We start from the raw sequence: 19645 nt of genomic DNA, 5'->3' as shown, positions 1-19645 counted from the left end.
CGAGGGCAGGATGGGTGACGTGGCAGACGACCTTCAATTGGCACAGGAGGCCGCCCTCGCCGGCGCGGCCGAAGCCCTCCGGCACTTCGCGGCGCTCGCCGAGCTGCCACGCGAGCTGAAACAGGACGGCACCGTGGTGACCGCCGCCGACCGTGCCGTCGAGGACCGGATCCGGGCGGTGCTGACCGCGGCCCGGCCCGGCGACGCCATCCTCGGCGAGGAGCACGGCGAGACGCTCGGCACCGACGGACGCCGGTGGATCATCGACCCGATCGACGGCACCCACCTGTTCGTCGAGGGCGACGACCGCTGGCTGGTGCTGATCGCCCTGGAGGACCAGGGCGAGATCACCGTCGGGGTCGCGGCGGTTCCGGCGCAGGGCCGCATCTGGTGGGCGGTGCGCGGCGGCGGCGCCTGGGAGGCGGAGGTCCGCGACGCGCGTATCGAGGACGAACGGCGCATCCAGGTCGCCGAGACGGGCCCGGCGCGGGCCCGTCTCGGGGTGGTGCCGCATTGGGGCCGGGAGCCGTACGAGGCGTTCATCGCCGCCGCCGACGAACGCCAGTGGCCGGTGCAGCCGTCCCTGATGGTGGCCCGCGGCGACCTGGACCTGTCCCTGCAGACCGGCGGCAAGATCTGGGACTTCGCGGCCACGTCGCTGATCGTCACCGAGGCCGGCGGCGACTATCGGGGCGTCGACGGGCGGACCGTGCCGGGCTCCGGCGCGTCGCTGTTCGGCCGTTCCGCGCAGGTCAACGACATCGCCCTGGAGCAGCTCAGGGTTCGGTGAGAGGAGAGGGCCGTCCGCGCGGGGACGGCCCTTCCTCATGCCGGGGCGTGCAGGGTGATCGTCGTCCAGGCGCCGACGTGCACCTGGTCACCGTCCTTCAGTGTCCGCGACGATCCGGCGCCGAGCGGCTGATCCTCGTCGTTGATCCAGGTGCCGTTGGACGAGCCGACGTCGGAGACCAGCCACGTGCCGTCGACGGTGAAGGTGAGCAGCGCGTGGTTGTGCGACACGCCCGGATCCGAGGGCGCGGCGGCCAGGTCGATCTCCGGCATGGTGCCCTTGGACGTGCTGTGCCGCCCGATCCGCACCTGCGGCGGGGTCAGCGTCACGGTCTGCGGGATCGCCTGCGCCGGGAACGTCACGCCCTCGATGTCGTTGAGCGCGAAGTACTCCGGATCGGCGGCGATCGTCGCGGTCCAGTCGCCGGCCGGAACGGCGGGCGGCGGCGTCTCCATCTGCGGGACCCGGCCGGTGCTGTGGTCGAACCCGCAGTCCTCGCAGAAACGGAACGGGCCGCTGCGCGGGTAACCGCAGTTCGGGCACTTCTCCTTCGGCGGTTCCTGGACGGCGACGGGCGGCGCCTCGACCAGGATCGGGGGCGTCGCGGAACCCTCGATCCGGGTCCCGCACGTGTCGCAGAAGTCCGGCTCGCCGGAGATGTGCCCCTTCGGGCAGGGGTAGGTTCCGCTCACTGCCCCCGCCCCACGCGCACCGTCTTCGTCGACCGGGTGTCCAGGGCCATCTCGTCCTCGGCGGCGACCTTACGGCGCAGCCGGACCGTGCCGGTCACCGCGTCCTCGATCTCCACCACCTTGGACAGCAGATCCTCGGTCGCCTTGTTGCCGCTGGCGTGCGCGAGCTGCGCGGCCCGGCCGAACTTGATCGTCGCGGTGCGCTCGTCGCCGGCCTCCCGCGCCGCGATGCCGGCCTGGATCGCGTCGGCCAGCTCGGCCTGCCCGGTGTAGTGGGCGACCTGCCGGTTGATCCGGGTGGACAGCGCGGTGTCGTCGGTCCACACCGCCCGGATCAGGCCCCGGGCGTGCTCGGTGTCGCCCTCCATGATGTGCACCCGGGCGGCGAGCATCTCGTCACCGGCCGCGCCGGCCGGCACGTCGACGCAGATGTGGTAGTCACGGCTCTCCTGGCCCCAGGAGCCCAGCGGGTAACGGCCGGCCCGCGGCCCGTCCTCGACCCGCTTGCCGGTCAGGTCGGCGACCTGCGGCTCGACCTGCTTGACGAACCGGACCGTGCTGTTCACCGGCGTCCACACCTTGAGCTGCACGTCGGCGGCCGTCTTGCCCATCGCCGCGGTGATCATCTGCTGGAACGAGGCGGTCAGCTCGGTGGGCCGGGCCACGATGTCCACCGTCCCGAGCATGCTGTCGGCGATCTTGCGGAGCTCGGAGACCTTCCAGTTCGCCCCGACGCCGCGGCAGTCGCAGATGAACTTCTCCTTGATCTGGTTCAGCACGCTGTCCAGGTAGCCGTGCCGCTCGCCGTTGTCGCCGTCGGTGAGCAGGATGGCGTGCTTGATGTCGCCCGGCCGCTGCTCGAAAAGCTGGGCCGCCAGCAGCAGCCAGGCGCCCATCGCGGTGCCGCCGTTGGCCTGCAGCCGGTCGATCGCGTGCGACGCCGCCGCCCGGGTCTGCGGTGAGGCGACCGCCAGCTGACCCGGGTCCGGGAAGAGCTGCTGGGCGGTGCTGACCCCGGCGATGATCGCGAAGTGGACGCCGTCGTCGAGGCACTCCACGGCCGCCTTGGCCGCCTGGCGGGCCGCGCCGATGCGACCCTCCGCCTGCATCGACCCGGACGCGTCCACGATGATGATCTCGGTCGCGCCGCCGGACCGGCGACCGCCGTCGCCACCGGTCGACGTGACCGTCACGATCGCGTTGACTTCGCTCGCACCCAGGGCGAGGTACTCGTTCTGGAACGTCTCGGCGGTGTAGGACACGCAGGGCTCCTTAAACCTCGGTGGTCTCGGGTTCGAGATCGTTGACCGGCCGCACCGGCACCAGTGCGACCGTGATGTTGTCGGCGCCACCGGCCGCGTTCGCGTACGCGGTCAGGGCCCGGGCCGCCCCCAGCAGCGTCGTCGCGCCGTCCAGGCAGTCGCGGACCACGCGGGTGAAGTCGGCGGGGTCCGGCAGGTAGTTCCACAGGCCGTCGCTGCAGAGCACCAGGTGACCCGGCTCGGTGGCGGTGAACGACCGGACCCGCGGCGCCACCGGCCCGGCGTCGGCGCCGAGCCAGGCGGTGATGGCGTGCGCCTTCGGATCGTTCATCGCGGTCACCGGGTCGACGCCGAGCGCGATCACGTGGGTGGCCCAGGAGTCGTCCTCGGTGAGCTGCTGGGCCACGCCGTCCGGGCCGAGCCAGTAGATCCGGCTGTCACCGACCCAGCCGTACCCGACGTGCGGGCCGCGCACCGCGGCGGCGACGATCGTGCAGGCCGGGTTCGCGGCGGCGCGGCGCGGGTCGCCGGTGTGGGCGAGCGACGCGACCGCGGCGGCGGCGCCGGCGATCGCGTGCGCGACCGACCCGGCCAGGCCGACCGCGCCGACCGGCTGCTCCAGGCCCTCCAGATCGGCGGTCTCGTCCGGGTTGCCGGCCGGCGGTGGCTGATCCGGATGCCGGGCGCCGGCCAGCAGCTCCCCGGCGGTCCGCACGGCGATGTCGGAGGCGGCGTCCGGGTCGTACGACGCCGAGACGCCGTCGGAGACCACCACGTCGGCGGCGTCCACACCCACCGCCAGCCACATCGCGTCCTCGTTGCGGTGGTGACGGCGGCCCCGGTCACTGACCGCGGCTCCGGCCACGCCGCCGTCGGCCTCGAGATGATCACGCGATCGTCCGGCCATCATGCCGCACTCCTGGCAGTACCCGTCCTCGCCCACGGAGCCGGCCGCCCCGCAGTGCGCACACTCCTGCTTGCCGTCCGCCGCCGGCGCCTCGACCTCCACGGTGCCGGCCAGCTTGCGCCCGCACACCTCGCAGAAGGTGGCGCCGGCGGCGCGCTCGTCCTCACAGGCCGTGCATTCGGTCACGATCATCGGTGCGGTTGCCGCCTCTCTCACGTCCGCGTCCGCGGGCGTACCGCGTTCGCCAGGTCCACCAGGCGGATCTTCTCCGCGCCCTGCGCCGCCCGGGCCATCTCCCGGTACGCCGACTCCAGCGCGAACCGCACATCCCGTTCCGGCATCTTCTCCGCCGGGGCGCCGCCGATCACCGTGGCCAGCACGTCCCGGTCGATGGCCGTACCGTCGCCGATGGTCTTCAGTGCCTGCTCCAGCAGCTCCGAGCGCAGCGCCGCCAGCTGCGCGGCCTCCAGCTCCAAGCGCGCGATCAGCTCCGCGGCACGGGCCAGCGAGTCCACGTCGACCGCCGCGGTACGGTGCGCCCGGACCAGCGCCCGGATCGCGCCCACCTGCGAGCTCGGGTACGCCGACGAGGTGCCGGGCACCCGGTTGTACGCCTCCACCGCCCCGGCCCGGTCCCCGGTCTCCAGACGGCACCGGGCCAGCCCGGCCGCCGCCGTGGTGTACGCCGGGTCGGTCCGGCTCACCACGTCGTAGAAGCCGCAGGCGGTGGCCGCGTCCCCGGCCAGCTCGGCGGTGACCCCGAGGGCCAGCTGCGGGGCCAGCTCACCGGGCAGCGCCGACCACACCGCGTCGAACCGCTGCCGGGCCCGCGCGTGGTCGCCGGTGGACAGCGCGAGCAGCCCGTCGTACCAGTCGGCGCGCCAGTCCGGGGTCAGCTCCCGGTACGCCGTCGCGGCCGCCCCGGCGTCACCCTGGTCGATGTACGCCCGCATCCGCCGCAGCCCCACCTCGTCGGAGTCGGCCGGAGCGGACGCCAGCTGGGCGAGCACCGTCTTCGGGTCGGCGGCGGTGATCGAGGCGAGGAACCCGGCGGCCGGGTCGGTGAGATCCAGCAGCGGGGTCGGCAGATCCTGCCAGCGGGGCCGGTCGTCGCGCAGGTCGGTGCGCAGCTCCGCGGTGAAGAACCGGGAGATCGCCGGGTGCGGGGTGCCGCCGGCGGCGAGCACCTGCCGCAGCACGCCCAGCATCTGCTCGGCCATCTCGGCGGCGTCGGCGAACCGCTCGTCGCGGTCGGTGCGGGTGGACCGCTCCAGCAGCCGGTAGAACGCCTCGTGCTTCTGGTACACCTCGAACTCGCCGCGGTCCGGCAGGCTGTCGGCGAACGTGGTCTGGTAACCGCGGAAGTCGGTGGTGAGCACCGCCAGGGTCCGGCCGATGGTGTAGAGGTCGGAGGCCGGCGACGGGCCCAGGGTCGCCATCTCCGGCGCCTGGTAACCGACGGTGCCGTAGATCGCGGAGTCCTCGTCGTCGATGTGCACCACACCGCCGAGGTCGATCAGCCGCATCTGGTCGCCGGACTGGATCACGTTGTCCGGCTTGAAATCGCAGAAGATCAGGCCACGGTCGTGCAGGTAACCGAAGGCCGGCATGATCTCCAGCACGTAGGCGAGTGCCCGGTCCACCGGCAGCTGCTCGGACGTGCCGTTCGCGCGGCGCTCCTTCAGCAGGTCCTTGAGGGACTTGCCGCCGACGTACTCCATCACGATGTAGCCGGCGCCCTCGTGCTCCACGAAGTTGTAGATCTTCACGATGTTCGGGTGCTCGACCTCGGCCAGGAACCGCCGCTCGGCCACCGCGGCGGCGAGCGCGTCCTCGTCGCCGGAGTTGAGCAGGCCCTTGAGCACCACCCAGCGGTCCGACACGTTCTTGTCGACGGCCAGATAGATCCAGCCGAGGCCGCCGTGCGCCAGCGGGCCGACCACCTCGTATTGCCCGGCGACCAGGTCACCCTTGGCCAGCTTGGGCGTGAAGTCGAACGCCTCGCCGCAGGAGGCGCAGAAGCCGGAGGTACGGGCGGGCCGGTCACCGCGGGTCCGGCCGACCGGTTTGCCGCACTTGGCGCAGTACCGTTTCGACTCCGGCACCTCGGCCACGGCCATCACCGCGGTCGCCGGGTCCGCGGTCCGCACCGGCTCGATGTCCACCAGGCCACCGCCGAAGCGGCGGGCCGATCCGGTGCGGGAGCTGCCGGAGGTGCGGCCGCTTCCCCGGGTACGGCTGGACAGCGCGCTGCTGCGCGACGACGCGGCGGTGCCCTGCCGGGGCGCGGGGACAGCGGCTTTGACCGCGGCCAGCCCGCAGGTGTCGCAGTAGCCGTCCTCGATCGCGCCGTCGCAACCGGTCCGCTGACACCTGCCGGTGGCGGCGACCGGAACCGGCGCCACGGGCGCGGACGTGGGGGCGGGCGCCGTGACGGCGGGCGCCAGCCCGCACTCGTCGCAGTACCCGTCCTCGATCGTGCCGGAACAGTTGTTGCGCTGGCAGCGGGTCATCGGGCCTCCCGAGCGGCGATGGTGGCGGAGAGCGCGTCCTGGTACGCGTCGACGGCGGCACGGGCCGCCGCCAGATCACAGGGAGCCTGGTAGAGGGCGTCACGGGCGGTCTCGGCGAGCGGGCCGAGCCGCGGGTCCTCGCCGAGACCGCGGCCCAGCGCCTTGGCCCGGTAGGCGTCGAAACGGCCGCGCAGCTCGTTGCGCTCGGCGAGCAGGCCGGTGTGGTGCGCCCGCGCGGACCGCAGCGCGGCCAGCCGCTCGCGGGCCTGCCGGTTCCACGCGGACAGGCGCGGGCTGATCAGAGCCCAGTGGCCGGCCGCGGCGAGCGCGTCGATCCCGGCGAGTTCGGGGCGCAGGTCGGTCACCCGTACCGCATGAATCCGGTGCTCCGGGAAACGCCCGGCCACCGCCTCCCGGGACGCCTCCGCCTCCCGCTCGGCCGTGTCCAGGTCGGCGAGCAGCGCACGGGCGTCGCGCAGGCGCTGCGTCAGCGAGGCACGCAGCTCGGCGGCCGAGGTGCGCTCCGCGTCCGCCCGCGCCACCAGATCATGGACCCGGGCCAGGCCGGACAGATCGGCGCCCGCGCCGAGCGGATCCGACGCGAGGGCCCCGGTCAGGTCGCCGAGCAGCCGGTCCGCCTCGTCGAGCATCCGGTCGGCCTGCACCGCCAGCCCGCCCGCCCCGGACTGCCGGGTCAGCTCACGCACCCGCCGCAACGCGTCCGCGGCCTCGGCGGCGGCCGGCATCGCCCGGCGCCAGACGTCCCCGGCCCGGGTCACCACCGCGACCGCCGTGGTGAACGCGGACTCCATCGCCGACAGCAGCTCGGCCGGTGTGGACGTGGACACCACCTGCCCGGAGCCGAGCAGCCCGCGCTGCGCCAGCGGCACCGTCGCGGTCGACAGCGTGATCGAACTGCCCAGCACCTCGTGCCGGTAGGCGGCCCGGTCGGCGTCGCTCATCCGGCGCTGGCCGCGCAGCGCCCGGGCCCGCATGATCACCTCGGTGAGCTGGCGGTGCCCCTGCCACAGCCGGGCCAGGGCGTCACCGGCGGTGTCCCACGCCGCCGCGGTGCGGCCGGTCAGCTTGATCCGGCCCAGTTCCTGACGATCCGGGTTCTGATCCAGCTCGACCAGGTTGGCGGCGATCGCGGCGACGGCGTTCTCCAGCCGGGCCAGTTCGGTGTCGGCGGCGGTCAGGGCGGGCGTCATCGGTACCGTGCCGCGGGTGGCTGCGGGGCCGGGCCGGAACCGGCCAGCCAGCGGTCGTGGATGGACGCCCAGGTGCCGTCCCCGCGCATCCGCTCCAGGACCGCGTTGACGAACCGGGTGAACTCCGGATGCTTCTTGTCGATCGCGATAGCGTAGGGCTCCTGGGTGAACGGCACGCCGACGACCTTCGCGTACGGGTCCTGGGCGGCCAGACCGGCCAGGATCGTGTCGTCGGTGGAGATCGCCTCGACCTCGCCCAGCTGGAACGCGACCAGGCACTCGCCGAAATCGGCACGGGCCACCGCGACCGGCGGCGGGTTCACCCTGCCGATGTTCTCCAGGGAGGTCGAGCCGGCGGCGGCGCAGACCGGCCGGCCACCCATGTCCTCGATCCGCTGCGCCGTCGAGTCTTTGCCGACCAGCAGACTCTGACCGGCCTCGTAGTAGACGGTGGAGAAGTCGACCTGCTCCCAGCGGGCGCAGTTCGCCGTCATGGTGTTGATGACCAGGTCGACGGTGCCCTTCTGGACCGCCTCGATCCGTTTCGCCCGCGGGACGACCCGGATCTCCAGCTTGTCCGGGGAACCGAGGACGGCCCGGGCGATCTCGCGGCCCATGTCCACGTCGAAGCCCTCGATCTTCGCGGTGAACGGGTCACGGGAGGCGAACAGCAGGGTGTCCTGGCTGGTGCCGAGGATGAGGCGGCCGCGGTCCCGGATGGTCTTCATGTGGCTGCCGGCGGGGATCTGCAGCGCGGTGGTGGGCCGGAAACTGGCCCGCGGGTCGCACGTCTCCGCCGGCGGCGCGGCCTCCTTCGCCGGCGGAGAAGCGGCCGGCGCCGCCGTTTCCTTCACCGGCTGGGCATCGGTGCAGGCGGTCAAGCCGGCGAGGAGCGCCACGGCAGCCAGAGCGAGACGGGTACGCGTCACCGGTACTCCTCCAACCGGGCCCGCAGGCCGATCGCCGCGGACATCCCGATCCCGATCGCCAGCAGCGGTCCCAGCACGGTCAGCACGCCCAGCCCGCGCCCGGCCGATCGGACATCCGCGTCGAAGGCCGCGGCACGGTCCGCCACGGCGGCGCCGAGCGTCGTGGTCACTTCCTTGAACGCCTTGGTCGTCTCGTCGCCGACGGCCATCCGGACCGCGCCCTCGTAGTCACCGCCGTCGTCGAGCTCCCGGATCCTCTGATGCAAGGCGAGATAGGCGGCGTGCTGGCTCTCCGCGGTCGCCATCAGCCCCCGCACGTCGTCGAGCCGCCGCGCGTCGAAGGCGAGGCCGCCCGCCATCCGGGTGAACTCGTCCTCCAGGTCGCCGTGCCCGGCACGGGCGGCCAGCGTGAGCGCCTCGTTGGACCGCTCCCGCAGCACCGTGATCCGCATCTCGGCCAGTGCCTCCACCGGCCCCGACCCGTCCCGGTCCGCGTCGGCCAGCCGGACCCACTGGTGCACGAAGATCACCGAGCAGGTGACCGCCACCAGCAGCGTCAGCGCGGACGCGACCAGCAGCGGCACGTTGAACGTCCGGCGTGTGCTGCGGCTCAGATGCACCTGCGTCCACACCAGGGCGGCCATCAGCAGGACCACCAGCGGCACCAGCAGCACCAGCCACCCCGCGCTGCGCGCGTTGTTGTAACCGACCTCCGCCTCGCGCCGTGCCGCCGACAGCAGAAGCTGCGCCTGCGGCTGCAGGGCGTTCCGGTTCAGCTGGGAGGCGGTCGACAGGTACGCCGCGCCGACCGGTTTGCCCTGGCGGTTGAGGGCGCGGGCGGTGGCGACCAGCGCCATGTAGTCACCGAGCCCGGTGTTGATCTCGCGGATCGCCCCGGCCGCCGCGGAATCGGCCGGAACCCGGCGGGCCGCCGAGGTCAAGGCGGTCGCGACGGCCGTCAGCTTCTCGTCATAATGCCGGGTCAGCGCGGGCGGCTCCAGGCCGCCGGTGATGAACGCCTGCGCGGCGGTCGAGTCGGCGTCGGCGAGCGCCGAATAGACGGTCTCCGCCTCGACCATCAGAGGCTGGGCGCGATCCCGCAGGTCGGCGGTGCCGACGGTGGCCGAGCGGGCGGCCAGGCCGGCGACCAGACCGGTCAGGGTGGTGAGCACGAGCAGAATGACGAGCAGCAGCTGGAGACGGCCGGGCGAGGTGTGTCGCAAGCCGGCGAATCGTCGCAGCGCCGCCGTCGGCGGCGCCTGAACTGCTGTCACTCCGGGTGCCCTCTCGCTGGGGGATCGCACGTCCACTGTGCGTCATGGATGCAAGGGATCACCGCTGCCGACGGGAGTCTACGAACGCGAGGCGCCCGGCGGAACCGCCGGGCGCCTCGTCCTTGCCGTCGATCAGCTCAGTTCACGTTTGAGCAGCTTGCCGGTGGCGGTCATGGGCAGCGCCTCGACGATCTTCACGATCCGCGGGTACTTGTACGAGGCCATCTGCTCCTTGCCCCAGGCGACCAGCTCCTCCTCGGTGGCCGAGGCGCCCGGCTTGAGGATCACGAACGCCTTGATCTCCTCGCCGTGGCTCTCGTGCGGCACCCCGATCACCGCGGCCAGCGAGACCGCCTCGTGGGTGAGCAGCACCTCCTCGATCTCCCGCGGGTAGACGTTGAAGCCACCCCGGATGATCATGTCCTTGGCGCGGTCGACGATGTAGTAGAAGCCGTCCTTGTCCCGGCGGGCCAGGTCACCGGTCCGGAACCAGCCGTCCCGGATCACCTCGGCCGTCGCCTCCGGCCGCCCGTAGTAGCCGCGCATGATGTTGTGCCCGCGGATCGCGATCTCGCCGATCTCGTCCGCGTTGTCGATCGTGTTCCACGCCTGGTCGATCAGCTTCACCTCGACACCCCAGATCGGGACGCCGATCGAGCCGGGCCGGGGCTCGCTGTGCGGGTCGCTGAAGGTGGCCACCGGCGAGGTCTCGGACAGGCCGTACCCCTCCAGGATGGTGACGCCGAACCGCTCCCGGACCGCCTTGATGATCTCCACCGGCAGGCTGGAACCGCCGGACACCGCCACCCGCATGTTCCGGGCGATCCGGTCCACGTCGACGCCCTCGCCCAGGGCGTTGAGCAGGCCCCAGTACATCGTCGGCACCCCGGCGAAGAACGTCACGTCCTCGCTCTGCAGCAACTGCACCGCCGCCGCCGCGTCGAACCGGGGCAGCAGCACCAGCGTCGCCGCGGTCGAGAAACCGGCGTTCATGTTCACCGTCGAGCCGAACGAGTGGAACAGCGGCAGGACCAGCAGGTGCGTGTCGGTGGCCGGCTGGGTGCCGAACAGCCGGTTGCAGGTCAGCGCGTTCAGCACCAGGTTCGAGTGCGACAGCTCGGCGCCCTTGGCCTGGCCGGTGGTGCCGCTGGTGTACAGAATCACGGCGGGGTCGGTCTCGTCCCGCTGCACCGTCGCGAAGAACGGCGACTTCCCGGCCAGCGCCGCGCCGAGCGTCTCCACGCCCTCGATCGGCGAAGCGGCCGCCGGGTCCGCGGTGATCAGGAAGAAGTGCTCGGTGCCGGCGGCCTCCTGGAAACCCGCGAAGCCCTCGGCGCCCATCGGCAGCTCCGGGGTGCCCTGGAAGCAGAAGTACGCCTTGGCGTCCGAGTCCTTCAGGTGGTAGGCGATCTCACGGCCCTTCAGAAGGACGTTGAGGGGTACGACCACCGCGCCGGCCTTGAGGATGCCGTAGTACACGATCGGGAAGTACGGAAGGTTCGGGCAGGTCAGCGCCACCTTGTCGCCGGGCTGGATGCCACGTTCCCGCAGCAGGCCGGCCACCTGGTTCGCCGCGGCGTTCACCTGCGCGTAGCTCAGCCGCTGCGGGCCGAGCACCACGGCCGCGCGCTCCGGGTAGTGGCGAGCGCTGTCCTCCAGGAGAACGGAGAGGTTGAGCATGCGGTGGAACCCTTCTTACCGGTGAGTTGTGACGGCGGTCTCATCCGCTGTTTTGCCATCCCAGCATGCGCACCCGGGTCCGTGGAACCCTTCGTTTCGTCTTTGTTTCCCTGCGCCTTTGTTTAGGTCCGGACATCCGCTGCCGATGGCTCCGTCGTGGGAATCCCGGTGTTGGATGCGGTACATGTGGGCCGTCAGCCGATCTTCGACGCTCAAGGCGCCGTCGTGGCTTACGAGCTGCTGTTCCGTGGCCGTATGGACGACGTCGCGTCGGGGCGGCAGGACACCTACGCCACCAGCGCCGTCATGGTGAACGCGTTCACCGAGTTCGGTATCGCTGAAGTGGCCGGCAACCGGCCCTGCTTCATCAACCTCACCCGCGAGTTCGTGACCGGGCGGCTGCCGTTGCCGTTCGGCCCCGAACAGGTGGTGCTCGAGGTGCTGGAGACGGTCGACGTCGACGACGAGGTGATCGCCGGGCTGACCGCCCTCGCCGAGGCCGGATACAAGATCGCCCTCGACGACTTCGTCTGGGGTTCCGGGCACGAACGGCTGCTCGGGCTGGCCTCGTACGTCAAACTCGATCTTCTCGACGGCGACCTCAGCCGGCTCGGCGACATCGTCGCCGCCTGCCGCGAGCACCCCGGCATCCAGCTCGTCGCCGAACGCCTCGAGACGGCCGACCAGGTCGCGATCGCCGACCACTTCGGCATGGAACTGCGGCAGGGGTACGCGCTGAGCCGCCCCCAGGTGCTCAGCACGCCCAGCCTGTCCCCGTCCCGGATGCGCCGGCTCGAACTCGTCGCCGCGCTCATGTCACCCGACGTGCCCCTCGACAAGATTACCGCGATCATCGTCAGCGACCCGGCGCTCGCCCTGCGCGTGCTGCGGGTCAGCAACTCGGTCGCCGCCGGCGTGGTCAGTCGGATCTCCTCGGTCCGCCAGGCCGTCATGCTGGTCGGCCTCACCCGGATCCGCCGCTGGGCCACCCTGATGGTGGTCGACGACGTGGCCGAGGCGCCCGAGGAGCAGCTGCTCACCGTCCTCACGCAGGCGCGCCTGTGCGAGAACCTGGCCCCGCGCTTCGGCGCCGACCCGGGCGCCGCCTTCGTGGCCGGCCTGGTCGCCGGCATGGCCGGGCTGATGGCGCTGACACCGTCCGCGATGACCGACCAGCTGCCGCTGACCGTCGAGGTCTCCGACGCCCTCGCCTACGGCACCGGCCGTCTCGGCGAGGTGCTCCGGGCGGTCCGCGCCTACGAGGACGGCGAGTGGGGCAGCGGCGACCTGGCCGGCCTGTCCCTCGACGCCATGCGCTGGTCGACGCGGACGCTGACGGCGGCGCATCGCTTCAAGCCGCCGTCCACCCGCCGCCGCCCCGCCTGACCCGGACGCCCTCCCACCAGGCCGCCTTTCGCCGTCCGCCCTCCCCGCCACGCCTGCTCTCGCCGGCCCGCCCTTCGCCGGGCCGGCCTCTCGCCGGGCCGTCCCGTCGGGCCGCCTCCCGTCGGGCCGCCTCCCGTCGGGCCGCCTCCCGTCGGGCCGCCTCCCGTCGGGCGAGTTCCGGCCGCGCCCCGGCAGGAAGCCGATCAGGGCCTCGGCCCGGCGTCCTCCAGGTCGCCGGCGTCTTCGATGACCTGCCAGTCGGTGGCAGTCACCGGGTGCCGGCCGGTCCACCAGACCCCGAACGCGGTGATCGCCAGGTTCAGCACGGCGGGACCGAGCACGAACACGTCACGGGCACCGCTGTCGAAGAGCCCGTAGTGGTTGTCGAGCAGGCAGACGAACATCGACCAGGGCAGACCGGCGATCATCAGCAGCAGCCCGACGAGTCCGGCGCCGAGGTCCGGCTCCGGGTTGGCGGCGGCCGTCGCGCTGGCCGGTCCCAGCCAGAGGTACGCCGTCGGAACGACGAGCAGCGCCTGCAGGCCCACCAGCGTCCAGAGGAGTCTCCGGCGCCGATCGGGCCGGCCGTCGTCCTGCCACCCGGTGTGCGGTGTGGCGTCCTGCCGCGTGTCATGGCGCATCGTTGCGGCCCCCTGCTCTGGTGCTTTCGGGTCAGCCTAGAACCTCCCGGTCACCCACAGGAATGCCTGGTGGGGACCGGTATGAAGGCACCCCGCTCAAGATCATGAAATATCCTGCCGCGCGGTTCGTTACCGGGCACACGACTTTCGCTCACCCCCGCCGCAGGACCGGGACGATCGCGGCGGCCGTGGCCAGCGCCGCACAGATCGCGGTCACCGCAGCCGTGATCGTCCAGGGGATGACCAGGGCGATCTCCGCGCCGACCTCCGCTGCGAAGGCGGCCCGGATCCCGGCGAGCGAGATCACCGCGACCAGGGTCCCGAGAACGGCCCCGGTCAGCACCGCCAGCAACGTCTCCGCGGTGACGATCCGGAGCACCTGCCCGGTGCCCGCCCCGGCCAGCCGCAGCGCCCCGAACTCCGGCCGCCGCGCCGCGGTGGCCATCAGCAGCGTGTTGCCGACCGCGATCCCGGTGTATCCGGCCGTGAGCCCGATCAGCGCGACCAGGAACAGATCCACCAGCCGTCCCTCCTCGTCGACCTCCTCCCGCACGTACTCCTGAACCGGCAGGAACCGCCCGCCGGGGACGGCCACGGCATCCTCCTCCAGGACGACCAGGCGGGTCAGCGCATCAGGGTCGTGCCGGCGAACCATCTCCACCGGCACCTGGACCTCCGCCCCGACCGCCCGGACCGGCAGCGACGTCACCGCGCCGTCGGCGAACCGCACCCGCACCACATCTCCGGCGCGGGCATCGAGTTCCGCCGCCGTGTACCGGTCCAGGACCAGGAACTCCCCGCCGGGAGCCGGTCCGTCACCGGTCCCGGCGGGGCCGGTGACGGAGCCGCTCGCCGGGACGCCGGTCGTCGCGCCGCCGTGGGTGATCAGGAGGCGGGTCGACGGGGTGGGCTCGGCGCCCTGGGCGGTGACCGCCGCCGCGGACAGGCCGGGGGTACCGTCCGGGACCAGCAGCGTGCCGGCGGGGTACTTCGCCGACTCGTCGATCCCGACGGCGGCCTCCGCGGTCGCCACCGTGCCGGCGAGCAGCACCGTGAACCCGACCGTGGCGAGGACCGGCGCGGCAGTCGACGCGACGCGCCGCACCCCGGTCAGGGTGCTCTCGCGGACCAGCATGCCGATGGCGGTGTTCCGCCAGGGCCGGGCGATCACCCGGACCAGCGGGACGATCAGCACCGGCGACAGCAGCGCGGCCGCGGTGAGCAGCAGCATCGCGGCGCCCAGCCCGGCGGTCGAGCGCAGTTCCAGGGGCAGCGCGGGAACGGAGGCCAGCAGACCGGCCCCGGCGACGGCGCAGAACGGCCCGGCCACCCAGCGGGCCGGGGTCATCGCCCGCGGATCGGCGGCGGCCTCGCGGAGCGCGTCGAGCGGTGGGATCCGGCTGGCCCGGCGAGCGGCCGCGGCCACTCCGGCCAGCGCCACGACGAGGCCGAGCAATATCGCCCCGGCCAGCGCGGTGGGCTGGCTGGTGACGGCGAACCCGGCCGGTTCCAGACCGGTGCCGACCATCGGCTCGGCCAGCAGCGGGGCGGCGGCCGCACCGGCGGGCGCCCCGAGCAGCCCGGCGAACAGCGCGATCAGGGCCGTCTCGGTGTACATCAACCGGCGCACCTGACCCGGGGTCGCGCCGATCGCCCGCAGCAGCCCGAGCTCCCGGCGGCGCTGTGCCGCGCTCAGCGCACACGTCGACGACACCACGAAGACGGTCGCGAACGCCCCCAGCATGACCAGCGCGATCAGCAACTGCGCGCCGAGCCAGCGGATCCGGGTGACACTGTCCGGCTCCAGCGAATCCCGATCGGCGCCGGCCCGGACCACCCCCTCCGCGCCGACCTCGGCACGGACCGCCGCAACCTCGGCCCGGCCGGCGCCGTCCCCGACCTCGCCCGCGCCGGCGGCCAGGGTCAGACCGATCACGTGGACGCCGGAGGCGCGTCGTGCCGCCTCATGGTCCGCCACATAGAAGCCGGGCCCGCTGACGGTGCCTGTGACCAGCCACTTCTCCGGCCCCGCCGAGGTGAGCACGTCGGTGGTGGCGCCCGGGGACAGCCCGGCGACCGCGACCTCGCCACCGGTCCGTGGAGGCCGCCCAGCGGTGAGACGGTATCCACCGAGCGCCGCCGACGACCACGAATGCCCGTCCACCAGCGCCGCCTGGGCGTCACCGGTCGCCCGCCCCGCCACGAGCCGCTGCACGTAGAACCACGGGTCCGCGACGGCTGCCGTGACCCCCGGCAGGCTCCCGAGCCGGGCGGCGAGCCCGGCGGCCTCCCGCGCGGTCCACGCCCGGCGGTCACTGTCCTGACCGGTGCCCGGATCCGGCGGCGTCACCAGCACCGGGGACTGACCGTACCGAGCGGGGGCCTGTGGCTGCGAGCTGAGATGCAGGGTGGCCGCACCGGCGACGACGGCCACACCCAGGAACACCGCGACGAACGTGCCGGCGAACCTCGGGAAACGGTGCCGGACCGTGGCCCAGCCGGTGCCCACCGCACCCGCGATCACCGGGTCACCGCCGCGCCCGAGCCATCGGTGCGGACGGCGGCGCTCACGGTCTTCGTGGCCTCCAGGCGTGCGGTGTGCAGCGCGATCCGCTCGGCCCCGGCCGAGCCCGGCAACTCGTCCACGACCCGGCCGTCGGCCAGGAACAGCACACGGTCCGCGGTGGCCGCGGCGAGCGGATCGTGGGTCACCATCAGGATCGTCTGCCGATGCCGGTCGACCGCCTCCCGCAGGAGCCGCAGCACACCCGCTCCGGCCGTCGCGTCCAGGGCGCCGGTCGGCTCGTCGGCGAACAGCACCGCGGGCCGTGCCACCAGCGCCCGCGCGATCGCCACCCGCTGCTGCTGGCCGCCGGACAGCTCCGACGGCCGATGCCGCTCCCGGCCCTCCAGCCCCACCTCGGCCAGCACCGCGGCCACCTCGCCGCGGTGCGGGCGGCGCCCGGCCAGGCGCAGCGGCAATGCCACGTTCTGTGCCGCGGTGAGCGCGGGGACCAGGTTGAACGCCTGAAAGACGAAACCCACGCGGGCGCGGCGCAGACGGGTCAGCGCCCGCTCGCTCAGACCTCCGACCGGCACGCCGTCGATGATCACTTCGCCGCCGGAGGCCCGGTCCAGGCCGGCGGCGCAGTGCAGCAGCGTGGACTTGCCGGAGCCGGACGGGCCCATGACCGCGGTGAAGGTGCCCGGCTCGAACCGGGCGTCCACGCGGTCGAGCGCGGTCACGGCGCGTTCACCCGTCCCGAAGCTCCTGGTAACCGCGCGCAGCTCGACCGCTGGCGTCTCGGCCGCTGGTGTGTCGTGATCCGTCATGCCGTCCAGCCAACCGTCGCGGCGGCCCCGGCACAGTCGTGCGGGATCGACACCCGGTGGTATATCCAGCACTACCGACGGAGACCCGCCCGGCCGGTACCGTGGCCATCCATGCAGGCCCGTACCGCCCTCGAAGCGCTCGCCCTGCGCCCGGTCGTCCTGATGCGATCGTCCTGGCCGTGGCGCTCGCTCGCCTATCTGGCGAGCGGCGCGCTGCTGGGCGCCGCGACCGTCGCGGCGGTGCTGGCGCTGCTGGTGGCGGGCACCCTGCTGCTCGCGGTGGTCGTCGGCATCGGCGGCTATGTGGCCTGCCTGCTGTCCGGGATCGTGGTCGCCCGGGTCGAGCGGATCCGGTTGCGCCTGGTCGACTTCGACGAGCTGGCCGACGCGCACCAGCCGGCGCCGCGAGCCGGTCTGCGGGCCTGGATCACCCTGCGGTTGCGGGAGGAGGCGACGTGGCGGGAGCTGTTCTACGCGGCGCTGGCGGCGGCGCTGCTGTGCTGGCTGGACCTGCTGGTGCTGGCAGGAGTGGGCTTCCTGCTGTCGATCTCGGTCGGGGCGCCGCTGAGCATCCGGGACGAGCCGCTCTCCAGCACGCTGCCGGCCACCTTCCTCGGGTTGTTCTGCGCCCCGATCCTGGTGTACCCGGTGATGGCCTGGGCCGGCGCCCGTGCCGCGATGGTCCGGGCGATGCTCGCGCCCCGCGACGACGACGCCCGGCTGATCGAGGTGACCCGGTCCCGGGCACGGCTGGTCGACGCCTTCGAGGTGGAGCGGCGGCGCATCGAGCGGGACCTGCACGACGGGGCCCAGCAGCGGCTGGTCGCGCTCAGCATGCAACTCGGCATGGCCCGGCTCGAGGTGCCACCGGGCTCGCCCGCCGACGAGCCTCTCAGCGCCGCGCACGAGCTGGCGAAACAGGCGCTCACCGAGCTGCGGGAGCTGATCCGTGGCGTGCACCCCAAGGTTCTCACCGACCGTGGCCTGGCCGCAGCCGTCGGGGAGGCCGCTTCCGTCGCACCGCTGCCCGTCGACATCGATGTGCGGCTGCCCGGCCGGCTTCCGGCGGCGGTCGAGGTGACCGCCTATTTCGTGGTGTCCGAGGCGCTCACCAACGTGGCGAAGCACAGCGCGGCGACCCGGGCCCGGGTCAGCGCGTTCGTCAGGGGGGATCGGCTGCTGGTGGAGGTCCGTGACGACGGGGTGGGCGGCGCGGAGCCGGCGGCGGGTTCGGGGCTGGTCGGGCTCGCCGACCGGGTCGCGGTTCTGGACGGGACGGTCACGCTGTCCAGCCCGGCCGGAGGGCCTACCGTCGTGCGCGTGGACATTCCGGTGCGGGCATGAGCGGGCTGCGTGTCGTCATCGCCGAGGACGGGCTGATCGTGCGGGAGGGCGTGGCCGGGATGCTGCGCCGGTTCGGCCACGAGGTGGTCGCCGCGGTGGGTGACGCCGTCGCGCTGCGCGAGGCCGTCGCCCGGGAGAGACCGGACATCGTGGTGACGGACGTGCGGATGCCGCCCGGGTTCGGCGACGAGGGTCTGCAGGCGGCGATCGAGATGCGGGCCGCCGACGACACTCTGCCGGTGCTCGTGCTCAGCCAGTACGTGGAGCAGACCTATGCCGCCGAGCTGATCCACTCCGGCCGTGGGGCCGGCGTGGGTTACCTGCTCAAGGACCGGATCGGGGAGGTCACCGAGTTCGTCGACGGTCTCGAGGCGGTGGCCGCGGGGCGGACCGTGATCGATCCCGAGGTGATCCGCCAGATGATCAGCCGGCGGCGTGATCCGCTGAGCCGGCTGACCCCACGCGAGCGTGAGGTCCTGGCGCTGATGGCGGAGGGGCGGTCGAACACGGCTATCGCCCGGACCCTGGTGGTGACCGAGGCGATGGTCGCCAAGCACATCGGCAGCCTGCTCGCCAAACTCGACCTTCCACCGGACGCCGACGACCATCGCCGGGTCCGCGCCGTCCTGGCCTACCTGCGCGGTTGAACGGGGGTGGCGGCCGGCGTGCTCGCTGCGGATCGTGTCATGGGAGTGACGCTCGGCGGGGTGCATCACCGGTTCGGCCGTCTCAGCGGTACGTTGCGGCCCGGCTGGGCCGCTCGGGACCCCTCTAGTCGCCGACGGCCACGGTCATGGTGGCGAGCAGGCCGGCGGTCACGTCGAAACGGTCGCGGGGGACGACGTTGAGCACCCCGCCGCTGATGGGGTGCGGTTCGCCGTTGGGGGCGGGCCCGGGCGCCACCTGCCCGGCGATCTGCTCGGGGACGATGAGCGGACCGGTGTACGTCAGCGCCCGCCCACCGGCGAGGATGCCACCGACGTGGACGGCGGTGTCGATCCGGACGGGTTCGCCCGGTGCGCGGCCGGGGTGGACGGTACGGAACTCGGCGTACCCCTCGGTGTCGGTGACCTGCGCACCGCGCAACTCGCCCGTCCCGGTGGGAGGCAGGTGCCGGATGTCCACCACCGCGGCCGGGACGGGGAACCCGGAGACCGTGTGCAGGACCCGCACCCGCAGCATCAGCGGCACCCCCGGCTGATCGCCGGCGATGTCGCGGCGGACCAGTTCGAGAGGAAGATCGTTGTTGACGGCGGGTTCGGCGAGCAGCAGCGGGGCGGGCTGCGGGCCCCGATGGGCGGGCCGGGGCACCGGCCTGTTGATGACCGGCGTGCTGCCGCTGTCGTCGTTCCGCACTGCCCACCCCCGCTGTCGATCACGTCAATCGAGTTGATCTTCGCAGGAGTAACGTCATTCTAGGGCGCTTTTTACCTATTTGTCTGCTGTGGAAAAAGAGTGTGACTTCCCGTAACACCGGTGGCGCACACTGCCTGCGTGCGGGCCGGGCGCCCACCGTGGCAGAGTCCGATCCGCAGACGTGAGAGCTCGGCCGTGCCCGCCGCCCCGGGCGTGGCCCGCCGGACCGCCCGGCCGGAGTGCGGTCCCGGCGCGGTGCTGCGGGCGGGTCGGCTCGTTGCCGCGACCCACCCGCCCGCAGCGCTCGCCTGACTTCGCTTCCTGGCG

Annotated in this window: 16 protein-coding genes; 4 read left to right on the top strand and 12 right to left on the bottom strand. The window is 73.1% G+C overall.

Annotated elements, in window-relative coordinates:
• The first annotated feature begins 19 nt into the window (after positions 1 to 19).
• A complete protein-coding gene (locus Aut01nite_RS03035; protein WP_236643221.1) occupies positions 20 to 790 on the top strand; it encodes an inositol monophosphatase family protein in 771 nt (256 codons plus the stop codon).
• Positions 791 to 825: 35 nt separating this feature from the next.
• Here Aut01nite_RS03035 and Aut01nite_RS03030 read toward each other — a convergent pair whose 3' ends face one another.
• The 8 genes from Aut01nite_RS03030 to Aut01nite_RS02995 form a co-directional block, all read right to left on the bottom strand.
• Positions 826 to 1482 carry a double zinc ribbon and FHA domain-containing protein gene (locus Aut01nite_RS03030; protein WP_043533695.1) on the bottom strand — a complete coding sequence of 219 codons (657 nt, stop codon included), beginning with the start codon at positions 1480 to 1482 and terminating at the stop codon, positions 826 to 828.
• Positions 1479 to 2744 carry a vWA domain-containing protein gene (locus Aut01nite_RS03025; RefSeq protein WP_043533696.1) on the bottom strand — a complete coding sequence of 422 codons (1266 nt, stop codon included), beginning with the start codon at positions 2742 to 2744 and terminating at the stop codon, positions 1479 to 1481. The genes Aut01nite_RS03030 and Aut01nite_RS03025 overlap by 4 nt, the downstream gene beginning before the upstream one ends.
• A gap of 10 nt (positions 2745 to 2754) precedes the next feature.
• Positions 2755 to 3867, bottom strand: coding sequence for a PP2C family protein-serine/threonine phosphatase (locus Aut01nite_RS03020; RefSeq protein ID WP_236643222.1), 1113 nt, complete (start codon positions 3865 to 3867; stop codon positions 2755 to 2757).
• The gene (locus Aut01nite_RS03015; protein WP_043533698.1) at positions 3864 to 6164 is read right to left on the bottom strand and encodes a serine/threonine-protein kinase; all 2301 of its coding nucleotides are present in this window, start codon (positions 6162 to 6164) and stop codon (positions 3864 to 3866) included. Before Aut01nite_RS03015 ends, Aut01nite_RS03020 begins: the two co-directional genes overlap by 4 nt.
• Positions 6161 to 7375 (bottom strand): hypothetical protein, encoded by a 1215-nt coding sequence (locus Aut01nite_RS03010; RefSeq protein WP_043533699.1) that lies wholly within the window; start codon positions 7373 to 7375, stop codon positions 6161 to 6163. The genes Aut01nite_RS03015 and Aut01nite_RS03010 overlap by 4 nt, the downstream gene beginning before the upstream one ends.
• Positions 7372 to 8304 carry a glutamate ABC transporter substrate-binding protein gene (locus Aut01nite_RS03005; RefSeq protein ID WP_043533700.1) on the bottom strand — a complete coding sequence of 311 codons (933 nt, stop codon included), beginning with the start codon at positions 8302 to 8304 and terminating at the stop codon, positions 7372 to 7374. The genes Aut01nite_RS03010 and Aut01nite_RS03005 overlap by 4 nt, the downstream gene beginning before the upstream one ends.
• A complete protein-coding gene (locus Aut01nite_RS03000; protein WP_084000208.1) occupies positions 8301 to 9527 on the bottom strand; it encodes a GlnX family signal transduction membrane protein in 1227 nt (408 codons plus the stop codon). Before Aut01nite_RS03000 ends, Aut01nite_RS03005 begins: the two co-directional genes overlap by 4 nt.
• 183 nt (positions 9528 to 9710) lie before the next feature.
• Positions 9711 to 11258, bottom strand: a complete 1548-nt coding sequence (locus Aut01nite_RS02995; protein ID WP_043533701.1) for a long-chain-fatty-acid--CoA ligase — start codon at positions 11256 to 11258, stop codon at positions 9711 to 9713.
• Between the two features lie 225 nt (positions 11259 to 11483).
• On the opposite strand from Aut01nite_RS02995, the gene Aut01nite_RS02990 reads away from it, so the two are divergent.
• The gene (locus Aut01nite_RS02990) at positions 11484 to 12644 is read left to right on the top strand and encodes an EAL and HDOD domain-containing protein (RefSeq protein ID WP_236643223.1); all 1161 of its coding nucleotides are present in this window, start codon (positions 11484 to 11486) and stop codon (positions 12642 to 12644) included.
• A gap of 203 nt (positions 12645 to 12847) precedes the next feature.
• On the opposite strand, the gene Aut01nite_RS02985 is transcribed toward Aut01nite_RS02990, so the two are convergent.
• The 3 genes from Aut01nite_RS02985 to Aut01nite_RS02975 form a co-directional block, all read right to left on the bottom strand.
• Positions 12848 to 13285, bottom strand: a complete 438-nt coding sequence (locus Aut01nite_RS02985; protein WP_043533703.1) for a hypothetical protein — start codon at positions 13283 to 13285, stop codon at positions 12848 to 12850.
• Positions 13286 to 13436: 151 nt separating this feature from the next.
• Positions 13437 to 15809, bottom strand: coding sequence for an FtsX-like permease family protein (locus Aut01nite_RS44185; RefSeq protein WP_268871753.1), 2373 nt, complete (start codon positions 15807 to 15809; stop codon positions 13437 to 13439).
• On the bottom strand, positions 15806 to 16618 hold the full coding sequence (locus Aut01nite_RS02975; protein ID WP_052164664.1) for an ABC transporter ATP-binding protein: 813 nt from the start codon (positions 16616 to 16618) through the stop codon (positions 15806 to 15808). Before Aut01nite_RS02975 ends, Aut01nite_RS44185 begins: the two co-directional genes overlap by 4 nt.
• A 111-nt stretch (positions 16619 to 16729) precedes the next feature.
• On the opposite strand from Aut01nite_RS02975, the gene Aut01nite_RS02970 reads away from it, so the two are divergent.
• Together Aut01nite_RS02970 and Aut01nite_RS02965 are read left to right on the top strand one after the other, a co-directional pair.
• Positions 16730 to 17962 carry a sensor histidine kinase gene (locus tag Aut01nite_RS02970; protein ID WP_204037425.1) on the top strand — a complete coding sequence of 411 codons (1233 nt, stop codon included), beginning with the start codon at positions 16730 to 16732 and terminating at the stop codon, positions 17960 to 17962.
• Positions 17959 to 18609, top strand: coding sequence for a response regulator transcription factor (locus Aut01nite_RS02965; protein ID WP_043533704.1), 651 nt, complete (start codon positions 17959 to 17961; stop codon positions 18607 to 18609). Before Aut01nite_RS02970 ends, Aut01nite_RS02965 begins: the two co-directional genes overlap by 4 nt.
• Before the next feature lie 124 nt (positions 18610 to 18733).
• On the opposite strand, the gene Aut01nite_RS02960 is transcribed toward Aut01nite_RS02965, so the two are convergent.
• Positions 18734 to 19318, bottom strand: coding sequence for a peptidase associated/transthyretin-like domain-containing protein (locus Aut01nite_RS02960; protein ID WP_043533705.1), 585 nt, complete (start codon positions 19316 to 19318; stop codon positions 18734 to 18736).
• Positions 19319 to 19645 lie beyond the last annotated feature (327 nt).

Origin of the sequence: Actinoplanes utahensis (assembly GCF_016862455.1) — a bacterium.
In the GTDB taxonomy this organism is placed as follows: Bacteria; Actinomycetota; Actinomycetes; order Mycobacteriales; family Micromonosporaceae; genus Actinoplanes; species Actinoplanes utahensis.
This window is presented reverse-complemented; position numbering and strand designations above follow the sequence as displayed.